A 19,836-nucleotide genomic window follows, 5' to 3' on the forward strand; every position below is an offset into this window, starting at 1 on the left:
CGCGCGATGATCATTATCCCTGCGCGTTTAGAATCTACGCGGCTGCCAAAAAAAGTTTTGTGCGATCTTGGCGGCAAGCCTATGATCGTAAGGACTGCCCAAAACGCCCAAAAAGTCGATGAAGTCGTCGTGGCGTGCGATAATGAGGAGATCGCACAAGTGTGCAGGGCGCACCATATCACAAGCGTGCTCACTGCCAAAAGCCACTCTAGCGGCACCGATAGATGTGCAGAGGCAGCGAGAATCTTAGGACTCAAAGACGATAGTATCATTATCAATCTCCAAGCCGATGAGCCATTTATAGAATCTAAAGTCCTAGAAACCCTGATAGGGCTCACAAAAGAGAGCAATGCGTTTGTCAATACGCTTGCCAAAGTCATTCCGCCCGAAAAAATCGCTGATACCAATCTCGTAAAAGTCGTGATTGATGTCCGCAAGCACGCGCTGTATTTTTCACGGCTAGGCGTGCCCTATGCGCGCGATGGTGTGAATGATAAGATTCTAAGCAGCTACCCATATTTAGGACATTTGGGCTTGTATGGATTTAGGAAGCAATGCCTTGATGAGTTTTGCGCTCTGCCACAAAGCCCCCTAGAGCATATCGAGAAGCTCGAGCAGCTCCGCGCACTCTACCATAGCAAAACCATCGCGCTTGAGATCGTGCAGACAAATAGCGTGGGGATCGATACGCCAGAGGATTTATACGAGGCACAGAGGCGTTTTGGAATCTAAGGCTTTTGGATTCTGTAATGCCGCTTGGTGGCTTTAGATTCTATTATTTAATGCAAGTTTGCTTCACAAACTTGGTATCGGCAATGTGAGCTAAGCCCCCATTGCCTCCGCTTACGCGATCACTCACTGCGTTTTTTGGCAAGTTTATAGAATCTCTTGGTGCAATCGCGTCAGGAACGCGATTTGACAATGGCACAGATTCTATAAACCCGACTTGAGTCATTATTTAATGCAAGTTTGCTTCACAAACTTGGTATCGGCAATGTGAGCTAAGCCCCCATTGCCTCCGCTTACGCGATCACTCACTGCGTTTTTTAGAATCTAAGATTACCTAGATTCTGTAATGCCGCTTGGTGGCTTAGATTCTATCAATTTGGCTTAAGACAAACAAAAATATAAAAAAGTGTGGGATAAAAAAAAGGGGGGGGGTTAAGCCCTCACCAAAGTGAGGGGTGGATACTAGCTAAGCTGCGCTTTTAGCATCCAGATGGCTTTTTGGAGTTGCGCGCATTTATCATCAGCATACGCTGCACTCACCTTATCGCCTGCCTCATCAGCACTTTTAGAGAGAGCACTAAAGGCGTTTAGAAAATACTCATAGTCTGTCAAAATCGCCTTAAGGATTGTTTTAGAATCAAAGCTATGGGCACTCTCTTCTTTAATCTTAGCAGCCTTTAGCATATCAGCAAGGGTTACATAGGGCACGCCACCCAGCTGCAGCACGCGCTCCGCCATATCATCAAACACATCGGCAAACTCCTCATAGATCTCTTCTGTCGCCTTGTGTGTGGGGTGAAAATCCATGCCCTTAACATTCCAATGATAATTATGCACCTTGATATAAAACACCTGTGCGTCCGCCTGAATCTGCTTGAGTTGATCGATAATGTTACTCATCGTATCCTCCTTTTGGATTAATTTCTTAAAAAATTTAAGATGAGAAAATTCTAAAAAACTTTAGTAAATAAAGTTTGTAATAAATAATAATTTTTATCGTTTGTGTTAAGCTTAGATCAATTTTTATATTCCAGATTCTATGACTTCCAAAGACAAAATAACACCAATCCACGAGAAATGCCCTCATAGTGGCAGAGCCTCGCAAAACTTAAGAAACAACTTTGGGTTTTTGTATTAAAATATAACCTCAAACCATTTACCACAAGGAGTTTGGCAATGAAAAAGCTGATCGCATTGGCAATAAGCGGATTTATCGCGCTTGGATTCTTAGCCTGCTCGAGCAAAAATGAGTTAGGCAACACCTCTGGCTTCGATCTTGATGGCGCGCCGTCATGGGTGCTAGGCAAACCGGAAAAGGAAGTCTATGCCGTAGGTAGCTCGCAGGTCAAAAACAACAAAGTGGATTGGGCAATGAAAGAAGCCACGATCAAGGGGACTGCCGAGCTTGCGACGATCTTCCAAGGCAAGATAGAGCAAAAAGCGCGTATTTTAGAATCTAATGGAGAGAGTGAAAGCGTGATCGCTATCAAGCAAAGCGTAGATGCACTGCTCTCTGGTGCTACTCGCACGGATACTTGGATTAGCAAGGGCGGTATGCTCTTTGCCAAAGTGCAGCTGCGAGAGGTGGATCAAAGCGTTTTGCAAAAAAATCTCGCTAATCTCCAAAAAGTCGATCAAGAGGCAGCTAAGGCACTCGCTCAAACCGTCGATGAACTTCTACGATAGGTAAAGCCCCTTCTTGCTAGGGGTTTAGCACGATTTACCTATGCAAAACCTTATCTTTGGTCCTATCATCTCGCGCAGATTTGGCTACTCTCTAGGCGTAGATCTCTCGCCAAACACAAAACAATGCAACTTCGACTGCCTATACTGCGAGCTAAAGGGTGCTAAAACCCAAGATTCTATGCGCGAAGTAGTCCCGGTAGGCGAGTATGTGGATACCATATCGCGTTATCTCCGCACTCATCCAAGGCAAAAAATCGATGTGCTCACTTTTACCGCTAATGGCGAGCCCACGCTCTACCCGCACCTACTAGAGCTCATAAAGACGCTAAAGCCCTCCCTGCCTCCACATATCAAAACACTTATCCTAAGCAATGGCTCGCTCTTTTGGCAGCAGTCCGTGCGCGAGGCACTCCTAGAGTTTGACATCGTCAAATTTTCACTAGATTCACTAAATGCGAGTGCCTTTAGCCGTATCGATCGCCCACACAAAAGCCTAAATCTAGAATCTATCAAAGAGGGCATCGCCACCTTTGCCACGGAATTTACCCAAAAAACACAGGGCAAGCTAGTGGGCGAGATTTTGCTCCTAAAGGGTATCAACGACTCCCCTGCCCACGCCAAAGAGTTAGCGCGCTTCCTCTCTCATATCCCCCTCTCACGCCTTGATATCGGCACGCTCGATCGTCCGCCAGCACACCGCGCCACGCCCCTTAGTCAAGCAGAGATAGAATCTTTTGCCTCACATTTCACGGGGATTTGCGTCTATATCCCTAGCCGCACACCACAAGATTCACAATCCCCCAAGCGCACACTAAGCCGCTCCGAGCTTATCCAAGCCCTTAGTATGCGCCCTCTCACGCGAGAGGATATGCAGGCACTCTTTTGTGAAGACACGCTCGCCCTTGCCGACACGCTCACACACTCACACATCCTCCGATGGGAGCAGGTGGGCAACATAGCCTTTTTGCGCCCAGCCACATAGCCAATCCCACCAATGATCCCACTTAAGCCAAATGCACCAATCCCGCATTCTGTAAGATTCTCACACCAGCGGAAACACTTCCTTAGCAATATACTCTAGCTCCTCTTGCATATTCGCACACTGCACGATGAGCAGATCTAGCCCCGCTTCTTTGTAAGCGCGGATTTTCTCCGCCACCTGCTTAGGCGTGCCTATAAGCTGCGGGCGCAAGCCCCGATTGGACACGCTATAATCGTATTTAGAAACCTCCACATCGAGGTTAGAATTACCTGTGAAATCCTTATAGGAGTTCTCATACTCCGCATAGTTTTTGATAGTCGTGATACGCTCTAGCTCCTCTCTCGCCTCCTGCTCGCTTTGGCGCACTATCATATACACCGCCATACCAAAGCCCTCAAAAGGCGGCAATCCCGCCCTTTGCTTGCGCGCTTTCATATCTATGATTTTCTCGCGCACTTCCTCTAGCGTGCCTCCGTGCATTAGGTATTTATCCGCAAAGCGCGTGATAGCCTCCCTGCCACTCTCACTCTCGCCGCCCGCATACACAAGCGGCGTCTTTTGGGGCTTTGGCTCATTGTAAGAATCTGCAAACTCAAAATACTTGCCCTTGTAGCTAAAGGGGCTTTGCTCCCAAAATCCTCGCAAAACCTCCGTGTATTCGCGCGTGAGTGTGTATCTGTCATCGTGCCCATCAAAGCTTATGCCATACTGACGCGCTTCCTCCTCCCACCACGCCGATACCATATTGATACTAAAGCGCCCATTACAAATCTGACTGATTGTGGCGATTTGCTTTGCAGTGAGGGCGACTTGGTGGTATTGCGGACGCAGAGCAGCGAGAATCTCTAGCCTTTGCGTAAGTGCCGCCAAGCCATTTGCCACCGCCCACGCATCGAGTGCTGGGGCTTTGTGCCCTTTTATATCATTTAAGTAGAGCTCAGGCACGAGGGTTAGGACATAGCCTAGAGATTCTGCCTTTAGTGCCAAATCCCTGCAATACGCCCAAGTGCCCTGCGTGCTGTCCTCATCGACATTGCGTAGCCAGCTCCCAAAAACCGGTGTCCAATAGCCAAATTTCATTGCTTGCTCCTTTGTATTGTCTCTAATTGCGCGGATAAAAATTCCACGATCCTATCCGCTGCTGCCTGCCTGCCTTGCTCTCTTAGGCTAGATTCTACCTTGGCGTTGTAGTTTGTGTTGGTATTGATGTCATACACGACTATTTCGCCCTCGATACTTTCTATAAACTCCACACCCGCCACCTCTATCCTGTGGGCTTGCAAAAACCGCTCTAGCTCCTGCACGATAGGCGTGTGTGAATCTATATCCGTGCGCAGGGAGAATTTATCCGCCCCACCTATATCACACGCCCCACCAGCGAGCTTAGGTAGGGCTTGGGCGCGCTCTATCTCGCACGCATCAGCAGGGCATAGCTCAAACGCCCCATCGCTCGTATCCACGCGCACAGCATAGTGAAACTTCCCACCGATAAACTCAAGGCGCGTAATAAAAAACTCCTTTGCCCGAATGTATTCTTGCAAAAGCGTAATGCCATCAATTGGCGGCTCAAACGCGCTAGATTCTATGTATGCCCTTAATTCTTCAAGATTCTCAAACCGCTGCACGCCTAAGCCCTTGCCACCTTGATTGTGCTTAGTGATAAAGGGCGTAGCCATCTGCTTGGCGCATTCTAGCAAGTCCTCTTTGCCAAAGACAGCACGCGTTTTGGGTGTGCGGAATCCTGCCTTATTAAGTGCTAGGTATTGGCGCACCTTGCTCACTTCTAGCTCTAGCACGCTGCTACCATTTATCACGCGCCGCCCGTGGGATTCTAGCCACGCTAAAATCGCGCGCCCATAGTCTTTAGAGAGGGAATGATCGCGTGTGTGACTTGAGGCAGAGAGCCTGCTCCAAAACACGCCATCTGGCGGGAGAGAATCTATATCGATACTCCCTTGTGTGAGATAAATCTCCCCAAAGCCCACGCCAGCGCGCCTAAAAGCCTCCGCAAAGGGCGGAATCCACTCTGTGTTTTCGTGCAAAATATAAATGCCTGCTTGCAAGTTGTTATATAACATATTCTATATCCTTCTTTTTGGGTTGTCTCCTGCCGGTGCCGGCATAGTCGTTGATACTTGATTTTGCGCCATTGACGCGGTATTGTGAGGCGATATGATCGTGTCCTAGCCTATCGCCCTTGCCAAAGAGCTTATGGCGCAAACTCCCCTCGGTATAAGCCTGCTTATACACGCCGCGCCGCTGCAATTCAGGCACGATAAACTCCACAACATCCGCAAAACTCCCCGGTGTCGTGGCATAAGCGAGATTGAATCCATCGGCATCGGAATAGGCGATGAAATCCTCTAGCATATCTGCTACTTGGGTAGGAGAGCCGATAAATTTAGGTCCTTGGCAGCCTATGCCTGTGAGTTTGATTAAATCCCGCAAGGTCCAAGCCTTGCCCTCATTGGTCGTGGAATTGCTTAGGGCTTCGACTTGGGCTAACATCGCATTGGATTTGATATTGCTTAGTGGGTCATCAAGCTCATAGCGGCTCAAATCTATGCCTAGCCACCCAGAGTTTAGCACCAGCGCGCCCTCACTGCTTGCATAAGAGAGCAAGTCTTTGTATTTTGCCTGTGCTAAATCCTCATTAGAATCTGTGATGATAGTCGCAAGGCAGTAGATTTTGGCACTATGTGGGTCGCGCCCAGCGGCTATGAGAGCGTCTCGCACCTGCTTAACAGCGACTTTGGCGTATTCTTTAGTCGGTGGTGCGATAAATATCGCCTCGGCGTGTGTAGCGGCAAACTTACGCCCACGCGCGGAGTTTCCTGCTTGGAAAAGCATGGGAGTGCGTTGGATACTAGGCTCACAGATATGGATACCGGGCACATCGAAATATTTGCCATGATGTCCGATGTGATGAATCTTTGTGGGGTCCGCAAAATGCCCACTCTTAGAATCTAAAATAACCGCATCATCTTCCCAACTCCCCTCTAAGAGCTTATAAATCACTTCCATATACTCATCGGCAAGCTCATATCGCTCATCATGCGGTAGCTCACTCCCACCCATATTTTTATTGGCACTTGGGAGATAGCCAGTTACGATATTCCAACCCACACGCCCTTTGGTGAGATGGTCGAGCGTGCTAAGACGTCGCGCAAAAGGGAAAGGGTGCTCAAATGGCACACCAGCGGTTATCCCAAAGCCTATGTGCTTGGTTACACCTGCACCGATTATGGCAAGCTGCATAGGGTCATTGACAGGCACTTGTAGAGCGGTTTTTAGCGCGCCTAAGTCGTTGCCGCCATAGACATCATACACGCCCAGCACATCAGCGATAAATATCGCGTCAAATAGCCCTTTTTCGGCGATTTGTGCAACTTCCTGCCAATACTCTATGTCCTTATACCGCAGGGCTTTATCACCCGGATAACGCCACAATCCGGGGCTTAAATGCGCCACGCAGTTCATCTCAAAAGCATTCAGAGAGATCTGCTTGCGCTTGTTGTTGCTTTTACTCATCACGCACTCCTTGACTTAAAGAATTTCAAAAACAGGTCTATTATAACGCATTTTTTTAAAAACACAATATGTGTTTTTGATTTTTTGCATAACTGTGTAAAAATGTTACTTTTCTGATATGAAGGACAGCATAAAAATAGTTCGTGATTGGGTATCTCCAAAAAAATGCCAAAGATTATGAAAACAACCTAAATTAAAGAAGATGGTATGAAGGCACAAACAAAGTGTGAGCAAGATGGGTAATACAGATTCTATAGATAGAAGAAGTGCGCTGCGACAACCGGGCTTTTTGCGCAGTGCCATTTATTAGCGATGCATAATATACATAAACACCTGCGGTAAAAATGGTAGAGAGGTTGTCCCCTCATCACGACGCGCACTGCAATAAAAAACGCGGAGTTTGTGCTACTAAGCCACAGCTGAAGCTAAGGGGACTAAAGATGGTGACAAGGCTCAAATATTCCAAAAAATAAATAAAAACCTCCAAATTCTCTCTAGAAGTTAAGCTAACTCATACATTAAACCTAAAGTGCATCACATCGCCATCTTGCACGATATATTCTTTACCCTCACTTCGCATAGCCCCCGCCTCTTTGGCTTTTTGCTCGCCGCCATATTTGATAAAATCCTCATAGCTAATCGTCTCGGCACGGATGAAGCCCTTCTCAAAGTCCTTATGTATCACGCCAGCAGCCTGCGGAGCTTTATCGCCCTTTTTTATCGTCCAAGCCCGCACTTCCTGCACCCCAGCAGTAAAATAGCTGATAAGCCCAAGCTTTGCAAAGCCCACACGGATAATCTGCGCGAGCCCGCTCTCGCCAGCCCCAAGCTCGCCCAAAAACTCCGCACGCTCCTCATCACTCATACCCACCATATCTTCTTCTATCTTGGCACAGAGTTTGATCACCTCACTTCCCTGCTCCTCTCCATACGCACGCACTTTTTGCACGAGCTCATTATCCACACCCAGCGCGCTTTCATCGACATTTGCTCCATACACCACTTCTTTGTTACTCAAAAATCGCAATTCCCTATCAAGTCCTGCAAACTCTTCACTATAGCGAGATTCAAAGCTCTTAGCACTCTTGCCAGATTCTAAATGCGCAAGCAATGCCCTTGCAAGCTCGAGCGTCGCGTTTGCGCCCTTTTGCGCCTTGCTCTCTCGCTCTAGTTTTGCGATACGCTTTTGCAATGTCGCAATATCTGCCAAAATCAGCTCTAGCTCGATAATCTCAATATCGCCCAGCGGATCAATGCGATTTTCTACGTGCGTGATATCACTATCCTCAAAACACCGCACAATATGCAAAATCACATCAGCCTCTTTGATATTTGCCAAAAACTGATTGCCTAGCCCCTCGCCCTTACTCGCGCCACGCACTAGCCCAGCGATATCGACAAACTCCACCTGCGAGTGCAAGATTCTCTGCGGATTGACAATCTTAGCCAGCTCCCCCAGACGCGCATCCGGCACGCTCACCACCGCCTTATTGGGCTCTATGGTGCAAAATGGATAGTTCGCCGCTTGGGCGTTTTGGGTTTTAGTCAGTGCGTTAAAAGTCGTGGATTTCCCCACATTTGGAAGCCCCACGATACCGATAGACAATCCCATCATCGCGCCTTTTTTGTGGATTTTTTGGCTTTTAGATTCTGTGTATTTGGGCTTTTGTGCGCCTTTTTAGAATCTTGTGGCAAGCTCTTGTTAGAATCTCGCTTAAAATCCCCCCTAGATTCTAGATTCTGTATAAATTCCAATACCGCGCGCACTCCCGCACCACTCGCACCGCTTGGGTTTATATCCCACTCACGCTCCACATACGCAGGTCCGGCGATATCGATATGCAGCCATTTGTCCCTATATTCATCGCGCACAAATTCTCCCAAAAACATTCCAGCACTCACCGCCCCGCCATAGCGGCTTGAGCCGATATTGCAAAGATCTGCGATTTTAGATTCTAAAAGTTTTTTGATATGGCGATTAAAGGGCAGGCGCGCCATCAGCTCGCCGCTGCGCAATGCACAAGATTCAAACTCCTCTTTGAGCTCCTCATTATAGCCCATAATCCCGCTCGTGTATTCGCCAAGCCCCACGACACACGCGCCCGTGAGCGTCGCGAGATCTATGAGCACATCGGGCTTTAAGTCTTGGGCATAGCTTAGACAATCACACAGCACCAACCGCCCCTCCGCATCGGTGTTGCGCACCTCTATGCTTTTACCCTCACGCGAAAAGAGCACATCATCGGGCTTATACGCATTGCCCCCTATCATATTTTCTGCCGCGCCGATGATCCCGTGTGTCTCGATACTTAGCCCAAGTCCCGCCACAGCGTTCAAAATCCCTATCACTGCGCACGCGCCGCTCTTATCTGCTTTCATCGTTACCATATAATCACTAGGTTTGAGGCTAAGCCCCCCGCTATCGTATGTCAGCCCCTTGCCCACCAGCACAACGCGCGCTAGCGGCTTTTTGGGCTTATAGCTTAGATGCACGAGATAGGGCGGATTGCTTGATGCTCTGCTTACCGCGAGATACGCGCCCATACGCTCTTTTTGCAAATCCTTTTCATCTAGGATTTTGCACTCTAGTTCCCTTTTTTGCGCGAGCTTTTTGCAATACTGCGCGAGATAGAGCGGTGTGGCGACTTGGGGCATTGTATTGATGAGTTCGCGCGTGATACGCAAGCTTTTGGCGACAATCTTTGCCCTTTTAGCCTCCTGCTCAAGCGTGCGCGCTCCTTGTATGTAGATTTTTTTTAGCGCGTAGTCTTTTTTGTCTGATTTATACAGCGCGCCATCTTGTGAGCCTGCCAAAATCCCAAGCATAAGCGCGTAGTCGAGATTCTCATCATCAAACGCCTCTATACCCACACTCTCAAAGCTTAGATTCTTAAAAAATCGCGCGATATTCGCACCCGCCTCACGCACCATATCCACATCGCACGCCTGCAAGCACACAACCAAAGTCTTGCTTGCCTGCACGAAAAACTGCCCCTTGCCATCAAAGCCAAATTCCCTAGCCCTGTGCAGATTCTCACTGCTAGATTCTGTAGAATCTAGCACAAACTCCACATACGCCTCGCCCTGCTTAGAATCTATAATTTTAATCTCAATCATCGCTATCCTTTGTTTTGTAATTTTGTAATGCGTCTATCCACTCGCTTTGTCTGCGTCTGAAAATACCAAAGCACCCCACCACCGATACAAATCGCTAGCGGAATGAGTAAATAGGGATGATCCTTAAACCAATCAAGCACGATAAAAATCTCCTCGCCAAAATACCAAGTGAGCACAATCGTGATCGCCGCCCACACCTGCGCGCTCACAAAGTTAATAATCGCAAACTTCGTCCCATCATATCGCGTCGTGCCGATACTCATCGGGATAATCGTGCGCATACCATACATATAGCGTTGGACAAAGATGATGGGCCAGCCGTATTTTTGGAGCAAAAGATTGGCTAGGGCAAACTTGCGCCGTTGGGATTTGAAACTCTCTTGAATCCCTTTGCGATTAAACCTCCCGATATAAAAATAAATCTGATCGCCCACAAAGCCCCCAAGCCCCGCGACAAAAATCGAGGCTAGCAGCTGCATCTTACCATCATGCACCGCAAGCCCGGCAAAGATAAGCCCAAGCTCGCCCTCCAAAATCCCCCAACAAAACAAAATCACATAGCCCCAAGTCTCGACATGCTCCTCCCACAATGCCGTGATAAACTCCTCAAGCGAAAACCCTGTGCGCTGATAATACACCACAAGCCCTACAATCGCAAGGACTATAAACGCCCAAGTTAGCACCTTTTTAGGCTTTTGCTTGATAAAAGACCACACGCTGCGCATACACAACCTCTAAATATCTAGCACACAATGCACATCACAAAGCTCCTCAAGCTTTGCCTTCCCTCCAAGCTCACGCAAATACAGGATAAACACCGCCTCCACGCACTGCGCACCAAGTGTCTTGATAAGCTTCACGCCCGCCTGTGCCGTGCCACCCGTGGCGATAAGATCGTCAATAAGCACCACGCGCGCATTTTTTTTACGCTCAAACGCATCGATATGAATCTCCACTTCATCAAACCCATACTCAAGGCTATATTTTTCACTCACCGTGGTAAAGGGGAGCTTGCCCTTTTTGCGGATGGGGACAAAGCCCACGCCAAGTGCGTATGCCAACGCCGCTCCAAAGATAAAACCACGAGATTCTATCCCTGCGATAAAGTCAATCCCACGATCCTTGTAGCGCGCCGCTAGAGATTCTATAAGCTCAGAAAACACCTCATCATTGCCTATCATCGTCGTAATATCATAAAACAAAATCCCCGGTTTAGGATAGTCCGGGATCTTGCGTATAGAATCTGCGAGTTTTTTTGTATCCATAATTTGCTCCTTTGTGTGATTGCTTATATTAGAGCAATGCCTCGATTTTTTGCTCTAGCTCCTTGATACGTGCCTTGTATTTGTCTGTCTCGATTCTGTATTGTGAGTTGCGCGCCTTTAGCACCTTGACTTCGTTTTTGAGCGCGTTCATCTCTTGCTGCATATTATCGATATTGCCAAGTGCGCGCTGGAGCTGTAGTTGGTGCTTGCGCACGAGGATTTCGGCTTCGCTTAGTGTGAGTTTCATCGAGGCGGAATTTTTTTCTTCCTTGCGCGCGACACTTTTATAAAAAAATGTGCGCACAATCATATAGAGCACAAAAAGTATAAATCCCGTGAGAAAAAACCATTGTGCAAAAAAATTCATAGCTTCTCCTATCTATGCCCTTCTGTGCTTCATCCGAGCTTACGCACCCGCTCGATGTGCCTGCCACCCTCAAACTCCACGCTAAAAAACTGCGCTACCATCTCTTCTGCCTCGCCCTGCCCTATCACGCGCTCCCCCATACACAATACATTAGCATCATTGTGCAAGCGCGCCATTTTGGCTAGATACGAATCCGTGCAGAGTGCGGCGCGTATGCCGCTAAAGCGATTGGCAGCGATACTCATACCTATGCCGCTACCACAGATAAGCACGCCCTTAGATTTTGGCGTGGCGAGGACACGCTCACAGAGCTTTTGTGCAAAGTCCGGATAATCCACGCGCTCCTGTGAATCCACACCCAAATCACACACTTCCAAACCTCGCTCTGTGAGCACTTTTTTCACAAATTCTTTTAGTCCAAACCCTGCGTGATCTGAAGCGATAAATACTTGCATTATAACACTCCTACTGATGGCTTACACCCTCTTTGAGACCTTTAGATTCTCCACTACTATGCTCTTGCACAATGTCAGCCTTATCCTCTGCATATCTCCTTGCTAATTTCTCGACACCATCTAGCCCCTTAAACAAACGCTCCCATCGCACGAGATAACGCTCCGATGTGTCCATATCCGCGCCCGCCTCCTCGCTATTAGCCTTGGTAAGGCTAAAATAAATAAACCACGGCTGCCCTATGATATTGCTATATGGCACACTGCCCCAAAAGCGTGAATCCGAGCTGTTGTTGCGATTATCGCCCGCCATAAAGAAGTGATCCTGCGCAACCTTGGTATAAAAAAACACCTCGCCCCGCTCATCGCGTAGCTTGCTCATCGCTATATCAGGGCGCGCACTCATATCCTCAAAGCCGATATTTGGCACATACACAAACTCATCTTGGGGCAAATCACTATATTGCTTCACAAAAATATCGCAATCTAGCCGCCTATCCGCGTTAGAGAGCACGCCCTCATCTTTTTTACACACTTTGGTATAAAAGCCCCCTTCATCGCGAAAATACGCGCGCTTCCAAAGCGGTATAAGGCTAGGGTTTGTCGCATCGGATTTGTGCCACCATCTCGGTGCATACGCAATCCCCGCATACTGCAGCACAAAAGGATCTTTGATAAACTTCCTGCCCAAAAACTCGCGTATCTGCGCACTCTCTCCTAGCTGCACTCTTAATGCATCAATCCCGGCGTCGCCCTCATTTGGGCGTAGATAATACCCCTCTTGTGTGAAAATCACCTCATCGCCACCCACGCCAAACACGCGCTTGACAAAATATGTCCTATCGTCCTGTGGCGGGATAAATACCACAACTTCCCCGCGTTTAGGACGCTCGCCCTCAATCAAATGCCCATTACCATTAAAATCGGGCAAAATCGGTGTATTAAGCCACGGAATGCGCGGTGTGGGGATACCATAGCTGAACTTCTTGACAAAGAGCAAATCCCCCTCAAAAAATGTCCCAACCATCGAACGCGTGGGGATAACAAAGCCCTGCGCAATAAAAAAAATCACAAAAAGCACGATGATAATCGTCCCGCTCCAGCTCGATGAAAACGCGCGAAGCCCTTGCCAAAATCGCCTTATGCTCATTGTGCCACTCCTTGTATCTGCTTGGCTGCCTTGAGCGTGTTTTGGAGCAGTGAAGCAATCGTCATAGGTCCCACACCACCGGGCACGGGCGTGATAGCCAGAGCCTTTTTACTGACATTTTCAAAATCCACATCGCCCACTAGCGCGCCAGAATCTAAGCGATTTATCCCGATATCCACGACGATAGCACCGGGTTTTATCATAGATTCTGTGATGAGATTGGCTTTGCCCACGCCCACACACACGATATCCGCCCTGCGCGTGTATTCTCCCACATCTTTGGTGAGGATATGGCACACACTCACGCTCGCCCCGGCATTGAGCATCAAAGTCGCAAGCGGTCTGCCCACGATATTGCTCGCGCCCACGATAACCACATCCCTGCCGCGCACACTAATCTCATAAGCCTCAAGCAAGCTCATCACGCCCAAAGGCGTAGCGGGGACAAATCCATCAAGGTTGGTATTGAGCCGTCCGACATTATAGGGGTGGAATCCATCGACATCTTTATGCGGCACGATAGATTCTAAAACCACAGAAGTATCGATATGCTTTGGCAATGGCAGCTGCACCAAAATCCCGTGAATCTCAAAATCCGCATTAAGCTCTGCAATCAAATCCAAAAGCTCGCCCTGGGTGCAGCTCTGTGCTAGCTCATATTTACGCGAAGCAAAGCCCACGCGCTGACACGCCCGCTCTTTCATATTGACATACGCCCGACTTGGCGCATCATCGCCCACAAGGATCACTGCCAAACCCGGCTTTAGCCCCAAAGTCTCGCATTCTCTACTAATATCTCGCTGAATCTTATCACTCAAACCCTTGCCATCTAGAAGTATCACCGCTTTCCTTTGTGGAGTTTTTAATTTTGCGTATATTATAATATTTTGGATTAAAAAACTAGATTTTGGTGGCACTCTATGAAAAATTTCGCGCTTTTTTGCCTTTTGGCGACATCCACACTGACGCAAACTCTCGCGGGCGACACGCCCACTTCCACATCCACTTCTACACCCGATTCTACATCCACTCCTGCGTCCGATCCTGCGCCCACTCTGCCCACACAGGAGCACTCCTCTGCCTCGCTAGATTCTAAAGATTCTATAGATTTTCAAGACAGCGCGCAGGCTAGCGAGATAGAATCTAGCGCACCACACAAGGAGTTTGACAACGAGGGCTTTATCACATTTAAAGAATATGGCAAAAATCTCTATGAAAATCCACGCGGTATAGGTTGCCACCACTGCCACGGCGCAAAGGGCGAGGGCAGCATCATCGCGCATTATAAACACAAGGGCAATGCCAAGACACTAAGCGCACCAGCTATCAATACGCTTGAGTTTAGCGCATTTGCTAAGGCTCTAGATTCACAAAAAATCGGAGTTATGCCACGCTACTATCTCACGCCCAAGGAGATTCAAGCGATATATTTTTATCTGTATGAGGGGGATTCTAGGGAATAAAACATAAGTTTTGTTTGAGAATCTAGGGGGAGATTTGAGTGAGTAAGCGGTGCTAAAACACAATAACTCCCCCAAGTCCCCCATAAGGAGAAGTGAAGACTACTCTACTCCTGCCAACCCATTGCGCCTTATCTCTGTATAGAGCTCTTTACCAGAGATGAGAAGCACACTTACCACAATCCCAGAGAAGAGTCCCAAAACCAAAATAATCCATCTTTTCACGCCAAACTTAGGGTTTGGTGTGATATTAAATGTTACAAAAGAAGCATTTTTGATACTGCCATCTCCACGCATAAGGTTATATTTTGCGATCTCTTGCTCAAGCTCTAGCAAGGTTTGGTTTTGGATACTAAATTTGCTACTCTCCGATCCGTCGATAGAAATTTGTAGCTGACCTAGGTAGTTGCTGAGTGTTTGGTATTGAGTCGGGGTAAGGGATTCTTTTTTGAGTTCTTTTTTGAGTTCTTCTATATCGGCAGTTGAGCGAGAAATTTTAGTATCAATATAAGGCAAAGTGTTCTCCTGTATATTTTTGATACGTGCTTCAATCCGCTCGATGAGATAGTCTAGATTGATTTGATGCTTTTCTAATCTATCCTTGTTTTTGTCTTGGATATACTCGAGCACCGCATTCATAGCTGCTTTAACATCATCTTGTGTTTCACCACGCACAGTAACCTTGACAAAAGGCAATCCGGGGTTTTTGAGATCGACTACATCCACTTGTTTGATAGCCCATTTTCGCTCCTTTGCCTCCTCTGGCGTGAGAAATTTAGCAGATTCTATAAACACCTCTTCTATCTCTTTGATAACCTCTACCGTGTTTAAGATACGCCCTTTCCCACCATTTTCATTAAGGATATAGCCCGTGTCTATGACACCCATACCCTCATACATAGGTTTAATCATCATATACGCATAGACAAACGCCAAAACCACGCCAAGTCCCACACAAGTAGCAAAAACCCATCGATTTTTCCACAACAAAAACAAAAATCGCTTAACCTCAGCCTTATCGTTATTACTCTCACTCACGCTTTTTTCCGCTTCCATATACCTTCTCCTTATACAAAGTTAAAATCCCGCAATTGTAGCACAATAGTCTTTGAATCTCCTTAGCGACTCCCTAGCCCCAAAAGCTGCCTAAAATACGCGCTTTTGGGCGCGCTAAAGACTTCACTACTCGCCCCACTCTCCTCCACGCACCCGTTTTTGAGCACGATGAGCGTGTGGCTTAGAGCGCGCAAAATATCCAAATCGTGCGTGATAAAAATCATACTAAGTCCAAGCTCGCGCTGCAAAGATATAAGGAGTGAGAGAATCTGCTTTTGTGTGCTTTTATCAAGCGCACTTGTGGGCTCATCGAGTAGCAACACACTGGGCTCTAGTATCAACGCCCGAGCGATCGCCACGCGCTGCCGCTGCCCGCCACTAAGCGTGTGTGGATAGCGCGTAGCAAAGCTCATATCTAGCCCCACGCTTTGTAATGCCCTCTGCAGTCTTTGGGGCACATCGTCTATATGCTTGCGATGGTATTTTAGCCCCTCGGTGATACTCTCCCCCACGCGCATACGGGGATTTAGCGAGGCAAAGGGATCTTGAAATATCACACCCATTCGCGCACACAGCGCGAGCCGCTCCTCCTTGCTAAACTCCCTAATGTCCTTACCAAAAAATGCTATCTCGCCCCTATGCGCCATCAGCCGCATAATCGCTAGCCCGAGGCTACTCTTGCCCGAGCCAGATTCACCAGCGATGCCTACAATCTCGCCTTTGTGCAAAGACAGATTCACATCACGCGTGATAAAAAGAGGCACATTGCGCCAAAACTGCCTTTTTATCGCCACCGCGCTAAAATCCCGCAAACTCAAAACCTCGCTAGATTCACAGGGCTTAGGCGTGAGTGTAGAAAAATCTAGCGCGTCTAGTAGCTCCCTTGTGTAAGATTCTCTAGGATTGCTAAAAATCTCACTCGCCCTATTAGATTCTATAATCCGCCCGTGCTGCATAACCACAATACGATCCGCGATATGCGCCACCGCGCCCAAATCGTGCGTGATGAGCACCACCGCACTCTGTCGCGACAAAGAGCGCAAAAGCTCTAGAATCTGTCTCTGTATGAGTGCGTCCAATGCCGTCGTGGGCTCATCACAAATGAGAATCTTGGGAGCATTGATGATACTCATCGCAATGAGCGCGCGCTGCCGCTGCCCGCCGCTAAGCGTGTGTGGATAGCGCGTAGCAAAGCTCATATCTAGCCCCACGCTCTGTAGGGCTTTGGCGAGCACTTGCTTGCGCTTTGTGGCGGGGGTTTTGGGATTGTGCAGGAGGTAGGATTCTAAAATCTGTGTGCCGATTTTTTGCACGGGATTGAGCGCACTTAGGGGATCTTGGGGGATATAGGCGATCTCTTTGCCCCGAAAGCCACACCATTTTTGAGAATCTAGCGCGCTCATATCCCTGCCATCAAACATCATCTTGCCCCGTGGCAAATCCCCACATAGTCCCAAAATACTCTGTGCCAAAAGACTCTTGCCCGAGCCGGATTCACCCACGATGGCTAGCACTTCGTGTGCATTTAGCGTAAGCGTAATGTCTTTGAGCGCAAAGTCCTCGCTTACTCGCAAAGAAAAATCGCGTATTTGTAGAATCCCTGCCACATCTCTCCCTATTTTGTGTTATTGCGCTTTTGCTAGCCTACCCGCCTATCTTGCTGCCCATTTGCCCTGCACTAAGCGCACCCTACTGCGTGCGCGTATCGCCCCAGGGCGTAAAAAGGCTATGAGGTATGCCAAGCACATCATACCATTTGCCCACAAAAAACCGCTCCATATCCTCCAAGCTCTCCACCCCGCCATAATACCCCACAATCGGCGGCGCGACACACACGCCAAGGCGCGCGAGCTTTAGCATATTTTCTAGCATAATCGCGCTTAGGGGCATTTCACGCACTGCTAGCAGGAGTTTGCGCCCCTCTTTTAGTATCACACTAGCACTCCGTGTGATGAGCGTATCGCTCACACCCATTGCGATTTTTGCCACCACATCAGAGCTTGATGGAATGATACACATCGCCTCCATACGCGAGCTTCCCGAGGCGATACACTTATGCAGTGCATCGTTGCTAAAAATCGTGAGATTGTGCGGGCGCACAGAATGCAGGACATCGTGGAGGGATTGCGTGGCTTTGTGCTCGTGGGCATACACGCGCTGCGCGCCATCACTCACCACCGCATACACTGCCACATCACTAGGCAAATGCCGCACAAACTCCACGCCCAAATGCACGCCACTCGCCCCACTAATGCCCACCACAAGCCTTTTGGGATACTGCCCATCTCTTCTCATAACACTATGCCTTGATTTTTGCCCACTATCTTGATTTTTAGAATCTTCTTACTATCGCTCGCCCTTGCTTCTATCACTTCGCCAAACCTCCCGCTTTGCAATGCCTCTAGGCGCGTCTGCAGGGCAAATCCCCCGCCCACGCTCCGCACGAGCACAATCTCGCCCTTTTTGACAAGCACGAGCGGACGCACCTTGTCTTTTGTGAGCAAGGTGCCTTGGGGCAGGTAGCTGCGCGCACTGGCAAAGGCGATTTCTCCCTCACATACCGGCAAAGCCCCGAGCTTTTGGAATGCCACTTCTTTAGATTCTGTATGCCCTTCTATGCCCTCCCCTGCACTCAACGCCTTGCTCACATAGAATGCCCTAAAGCGTGCCTTAATCTCATACACAAATAAGATTTTAGAATCTTTTGTGCGCGCTATGAGCACCCCGCTAGGTTTTTTTAGCGTAGCCTGCCTGCCAAAAAGCTCAAAATCCGCGTGGGAGAGAATCTCACTAAGATCGCGTGAGTGCCGCTCATCCTGCAGGCGCACCGATACAGAATCTATGCTAAAGCTCCCCGGACACACGCCCTCAAAATACTCGGTGTAGAGTCGCTCTATCGCCTCTTTGGGCTTGCGCAGCTCCATAGAGGAGCGATAGACAAACTCCACATCAGTGTGTGGCGTGTGCAGCACAAAGCCATTTCTTTTAAAAATCGCAGCGACTTCATAGGCGCGCATTTTAAAGCTAAAGCCCTGTTGGGGGAAACTCGCGATAGGGAAGGATTTGGGGATTTGGGGGAAGAGGCTTGTGGAGAGAATCTGCGTGTGTGAGAGTATGTAGCTAGGCTCTAGGGTGTATTCTTTGGGTGCGATAGTGTGTGTGCTCATCTCCTCGCTTCCTAGCACGCCCCACAAGAGGCTTATAATGCACAAGATTCTAAAACACATACACATACCCAAAAGTCATACTCAAAACTTGCCGAAACACGATGGGATTTGAATTGACACTTAGGAGAGAATCCTTGCCCTCACGCACATCGGTGAGCCTCTTAAACATCACTTCAAGGCGGTGCTTGCTCCTAAACACATAGCCAAACCCTAGCCCCAAAGCCACTTTATTGCCCCCTATGAATCTATCCTCGCCAAAGCTTTGCACGCCACTTGCGTTGGTGTGCGTCCATTCTGAAACAAACCCGATATGTGGCACATACGCCAAATCCACAATCACGCTAAGCATATGATCGTATTTTTGCCCCAAGTTGGTATCTAGCACGATACTCACCCCGGCGTTATACATCTCAATCTCGTATGTGCGCTCATAGCCGCCACTGCCATAGATTTCATTAGCATACGATCGCCCATACTCGCCATACACGCGGAAGCCCACAAAGGGATTGGAAAAATACATATAGCCAAGCTTGACATCAAAGCCGCCGCTAATGGGGTAAATGTCGTTATATACCGCTGGCGTGGTGGTATCGGTGCGCACCACAGGTATGAGGCTAGCCCCCAAGCTGACAAACACGCCGCTTTTTGTTTTGGCAATGTCTTTCCACTCGATAGTGGGCTTGCCAAAGAGGTTTGCATAATCAAGGGGCTGCTTGTCTGTCGTATCGGGCGTGATATAGCGCATAGATTCTGGCTGGACTCTGAGGGAATCAAGCAACTCCTCATCGCCCTCCGCACCTTGTGCTATCATCGCACAACACATCAATACGCCACACACCCACGCTCTTTTCACAACTATGCCTTGTTTCAAATT

At 48.4% G+C, this 19,836-nt stretch carries 21 protein-coding genes and 1 pseudogene; 4 read left to right on the top strand and 18 right to left on the bottom strand.

Translation table 11 applies throughout. The features are described from left to right. Positions 1 to 6: 6 nt before the first annotated feature. Positions 7 to 732, top strand: a complete 726-nt coding sequence (gene kdsB / locus ACH2BK_RS01445) for a 3-deoxy-manno-octulosonate cytidylyltransferase (RefSeq protein ID WP_395001873.1) — start codon at positions 7 to 9, stop codon at positions 730 to 732. A 43-nt stretch (positions 733 to 775) separates the two neighbouring features. On the opposite strand, the gene ACH2BK_RS01450 is transcribed toward kdsB, so the two are convergent. Both ACH2BK_RS01450 and ACH2BK_RS01455 read right to left on the bottom strand, forming a co-directional pair. Then, positions 776 to 955, bottom strand: coding sequence for a hypothetical protein (locus ACH2BK_RS01450; RefSeq protein ID WP_395001807.1), 180 nt, complete (start codon positions 953 to 955; stop codon positions 776 to 778). Positions 956 to 1,191: 236 nt separating this feature from the next. Further along, entirely contained in the window at positions 1,192 to 1,629 is a 438-nt protein-coding gene (locus ACH2BK_RS01455; RefSeq protein WP_395001808.1) for a DNA starvation/stationary phase protection protein, read from the bottom strand. A 276-nt stretch (positions 1,630 to 1,905) separates the two neighbouring features. On the opposite strand from ACH2BK_RS01455, the gene ACH2BK_RS01460 reads away from it, so the two are divergent. Then, positions 1,906 to 2,415: a hypothetical protein gene (locus ACH2BK_RS01460; protein ID WP_395001809.1), complete on the top strand. Its 510-nt coding sequence runs from the start codon at positions 1,906 to 1,908 to the stop codon at positions 2,413 to 2,415. 40 nt (positions 2,416 to 2,455) lie between these two features. Continuing rightward, positions 2,456 to 3,397 (top strand): radical SAM protein, encoded by a 942-nt coding sequence (locus tag ACH2BK_RS01465; protein WP_395001810.1) that lies wholly within the window; start codon positions 2,456 to 2,458, stop codon positions 3,395 to 3,397. 60 nt (positions 3,398 to 3,457) lie between these two features. Here ACH2BK_RS01465 and ACH2BK_RS01470 read toward each other — a convergent pair whose 3' ends face one another. The 11 genes and pseudogenes from ACH2BK_RS01470 to folD all read right to left on the bottom strand — a co-directional run bounded on the left by ACH2BK_RS01470 (position 3,458) and on the right by folD (position 14,121). After that, entirely contained in the window at positions 3,458 to 4,477 is a 1,020-nt protein-coding gene (locus tag ACH2BK_RS01470; RefSeq protein ID WP_395001811.1) for an LLM class flavin-dependent oxidoreductase, read from the bottom strand. Beyond that, positions 4,474 to 5,475: a RimK family alpha-L-glutamate ligase gene (locus tag ACH2BK_RS01475; RefSeq protein ID WP_395001812.1), complete on the bottom strand. Its 1,002-nt coding sequence runs from the start codon at positions 5,473 to 5,475 to the stop codon at positions 4,474 to 4,476. Before ACH2BK_RS01475 ends, ACH2BK_RS01470 begins: the two co-directional genes overlap by 4 nt. Then, positions 5,465 to 6,928 carry an LLM class flavin-dependent oxidoreductase gene (locus tag ACH2BK_RS01480; RefSeq protein WP_395001813.1) on the bottom strand — a complete coding sequence of 488 codons (1,464 nt, stop codon included), beginning with the start codon at positions 6,926 to 6,928 and terminating at the stop codon, positions 5,465 to 5,467. The genes ACH2BK_RS01475 and ACH2BK_RS01480 overlap by 11 nt, the downstream gene beginning before the upstream one ends. A gap of 511 nt (positions 6,929 to 7,439) precedes the next feature. Then, positions 7,440 to 8,540 carry a redox-regulated ATPase YchF gene (ychF, locus tag ACH2BK_RS01485; protein ID WP_395001814.1) on the bottom strand — a complete coding sequence of 367 codons (1,101 nt, stop codon included), beginning with the start codon at positions 8,538 to 8,540 and terminating at the stop codon, positions 7,440 to 7,442. 110 nt (positions 8,541 to 8,650) lie between these two features. Beyond that, a pseudogene (locus ACH2BK_RS01490) lies at positions 8,651 to 10,045 on the bottom strand (leucyl aminopeptidase); the annotation flags it as partial. 2 nt (positions 10,046 to 10,047) lie between these two features. Next, positions 10,048 to 10,770: a DedA family protein gene (locus ACH2BK_RS01495; protein ID WP_395001815.1), complete on the bottom strand. Its 723-nt coding sequence runs from the start codon at positions 10,768 to 10,770 to the stop codon at positions 10,048 to 10,050. 9 nt (positions 10,771 to 10,779) lie between these two features. Continuing rightward, positions 10,780 to 11,310 (bottom strand): adenine phosphoribosyltransferase, encoded by a 531-nt coding sequence (apt, locus tag ACH2BK_RS01500; RefSeq protein WP_395001816.1) that lies wholly within the window; start codon positions 11,308 to 11,310, stop codon positions 10,780 to 10,782. A gap of 28 nt (positions 11,311 to 11,338) precedes the next feature. Beyond that, positions 11,339 to 11,677: a hypothetical protein gene (locus tag ACH2BK_RS01505; protein WP_394954676.1), complete on the bottom strand. Its 339-nt coding sequence runs from the start codon at positions 11,675 to 11,677 to the stop codon at positions 11,339 to 11,341. A 29-nt stretch (positions 11,678 to 11,706) separates the two neighbouring features. Then, positions 11,707 to 12,132, bottom strand: a complete 426-nt coding sequence (gene rpiB / locus ACH2BK_RS01510) for a ribose 5-phosphate isomerase B (protein WP_395001817.1) — start codon at positions 12,130 to 12,132, stop codon at positions 11,707 to 11,709. Between the two features lie 10 nt (positions 12,133 to 12,142). Beyond that, positions 12,143 to 13,273 (bottom strand): signal peptidase I, encoded by a 1,131-nt coding sequence (gene lepB, locus ACH2BK_RS01515; protein ID WP_395001874.1) that lies wholly within the window; start codon positions 13,271 to 13,273, stop codon positions 12,143 to 12,145. A 2-nt stretch (positions 13,274 to 13,275) separates the two neighbouring features. Beyond that, entirely contained in the window at positions 13,276 to 14,121 is an 846-nt protein-coding gene (gene folD, locus ACH2BK_RS01520; RefSeq protein ID WP_394994328.1) for a bifunctional methylenetetrahydrofolate dehydrogenase/methenyltetrahydrofolate cyclohydrolase FolD, read from the bottom strand. A 78-nt stretch (positions 14,122 to 14,199) separates the two neighbouring features. On the opposite strand from folD, the gene ACH2BK_RS01525 reads away from it, so the two are divergent. Further along, complete coding sequence (locus tag ACH2BK_RS01525) at positions 14,200 to 14,742, top strand: c-type cytochrome (RefSeq protein ID WP_395001818.1); 543 nt, start codon at positions 14,200 to 14,202, stop codon at positions 14,740 to 14,742. Positions 14,743 to 14,841: 99 nt separating this feature from the next. Here the strand turns inward: ACH2BK_RS01525 and ACH2BK_RS01530 are convergent, their stop codons facing one another. From ACH2BK_RS01530 to ACH2BK_RS01550, 5 genes are all read right to left on the bottom strand, one after another. Then, on the bottom strand, positions 14,842 to 15,795 hold the full coding sequence (locus tag ACH2BK_RS01530; protein WP_395001819.1) for a hypothetical protein: 954 nt from the start codon (positions 15,793 to 15,795) through the stop codon (positions 14,842 to 14,844). A gap of 62 nt (positions 15,796 to 15,857) precedes the next feature. Then, entirely contained in the window at positions 15,858 to 17,402 is a 1,545-nt protein-coding gene (locus ACH2BK_RS01535) for an ATP-binding cassette domain-containing protein (RefSeq protein WP_395001820.1), read from the bottom strand. 82 nt (positions 17,403 to 17,484) lie between these two features. Continuing rightward, positions 17,485 to 18,090 carry a UbiX family flavin prenyltransferase gene (locus ACH2BK_RS01540; protein ID WP_394994317.1) on the bottom strand — a complete coding sequence of 202 codons (606 nt, stop codon included), beginning with the start codon at positions 18,088 to 18,090 and terminating at the stop codon, positions 17,485 to 17,487. Next, positions 18,087 to 18,962, bottom strand: a complete 876-nt coding sequence (gene flgA, locus ACH2BK_RS01545; RefSeq protein ID WP_395001821.1) for a flagellar basal body P-ring formation chaperone FlgA — start codon at positions 18,960 to 18,962, stop codon at positions 18,087 to 18,089. Before flgA ends, ACH2BK_RS01540 begins: the two co-directional genes overlap by 4 nt. 49 nt (positions 18,963 to 19,011) lie before the next feature. After that, positions 19,012 to 19,815 carry a hypothetical protein gene (locus ACH2BK_RS01550; protein ID WP_394994311.1) on the bottom strand — a complete coding sequence of 268 codons (804 nt, stop codon included), beginning with the start codon at positions 19,813 to 19,815 and terminating at the stop codon, positions 19,012 to 19,014. Between the last annotated feature and the right edge of the window lie 21 nt (positions 19,816 to 19,836).

The organism is uncultured Helicobacter sp. (assembly GCF_949282165.1).
GTDB lineage: Bacteria > Campylobacterota > Campylobacteria > Campylobacterales > Helicobacteraceae > Helicobacter_F.

Excerpts from the sequence above, each read along its gene's own strand:
- kdsB (WP_395001873.1), top strand. The coding sequence starts at position 7 with ATGATCATTATCCCTGCGCGTTTAGAATCTACGCGGCTGCCAAAAAAA.
- ACH2BK_RS01450 (WP_395001807.1), bottom strand. The coding sequence starts at position 955 with ATGACTCAAGTCGGGTTTATAGAATCTGTGCCATTGTCAAATCGCGTT.
- ACH2BK_RS01455 (WP_395001808.1), bottom strand. The coding sequence starts at position 1,629 with ATGAGTAACATTATCGATCAACTCAAGCAGATTCAGGCGGACGCACAG.
- ACH2BK_RS01460 (WP_395001809.1), top strand. The coding sequence starts at position 1,906 with ATGAAAAAGCTGATCGCATTGGCAATAAGCGGATTTATCGCGCTTGGA.
- ACH2BK_RS01465 (WP_395001810.1), top strand. The coding sequence starts at position 2,456 with ATGCAAAACCTTATCTTTGGTCCTATCATCTCGCGCAGATTTGGCTAC.
- ACH2BK_RS01470 (WP_395001811.1), bottom strand. The coding sequence starts at position 4,477 with ATGAAATTTGGCTATTGGACACCGGTTTTTGGGAGCTGGCTACGCAAT.
- ACH2BK_RS01475 (WP_395001812.1), bottom strand. The coding sequence starts at position 5,475 with ATGTTATATAACAACTTGCAAGCAGGCATTTATATTTTGCACGAAAAC.
- ACH2BK_RS01480 (WP_395001813.1), bottom strand. The coding sequence starts at position 6,928 with ATGAGTAAAAGCAACAACAAGCGCAAGCAGATCTCTCTGAATGCTTTT.
- ychF (WP_395001814.1), bottom strand. The coding sequence starts at position 8,540 with ATGGGATTGTCTATCGGTATCGTGGGGCTTCCAAATGTGGGGAAATCC.
- ACH2BK_RS01495 (WP_395001815.1), bottom strand. The coding sequence starts at position 10,770 with ATGCGCAGCGTGTGGTCTTTTATCAAGCAAAAGCCTAAAAAGGTGCTA.
- apt (WP_395001816.1), bottom strand. The coding sequence starts at position 11,310 with ATGGATACAAAAAAACTCGCAGATTCTATACGCAAGATCCCGGACTAT.
- ACH2BK_RS01505 (WP_394954676.1), bottom strand. The coding sequence starts at position 11,677 with ATGAATTTTTTTGCACAATGGTTTTTTCTCACGGGATTTATACTTTTT.
- rpiB (WP_395001817.1), bottom strand. The coding sequence starts at position 12,132 with ATGCAAGTATTTATCGCTTCAGATCACGCAGGGTTTGGACTAAAAGAA.
- ACH2BK_RS01525 (WP_395001818.1), top strand. The coding sequence starts at position 14,200 with ATGAAAAATTTCGCGCTTTTTTGCCTTTTGGCGACATCCACACTGACG.
- ACH2BK_RS01530 (WP_395001819.1), bottom strand. The coding sequence starts at position 15,795 with ATGGAAGCGGAAAAAAGCGTGAGTGAGAGTAATAACGATAAGGCTGAG.
- ACH2BK_RS01540 (WP_394994317.1), bottom strand. The coding sequence starts at position 18,090 with ATGAGAAGAGATGGGCAGTATCCCAAAAGGCTTGTGGTGGGCATTAGT.
- flgA (WP_395001821.1), bottom strand. The coding sequence starts at position 18,962 with ATGAGCACACACACTATCGCACCCAAAGAATACACCCTAGAGCCTAGC.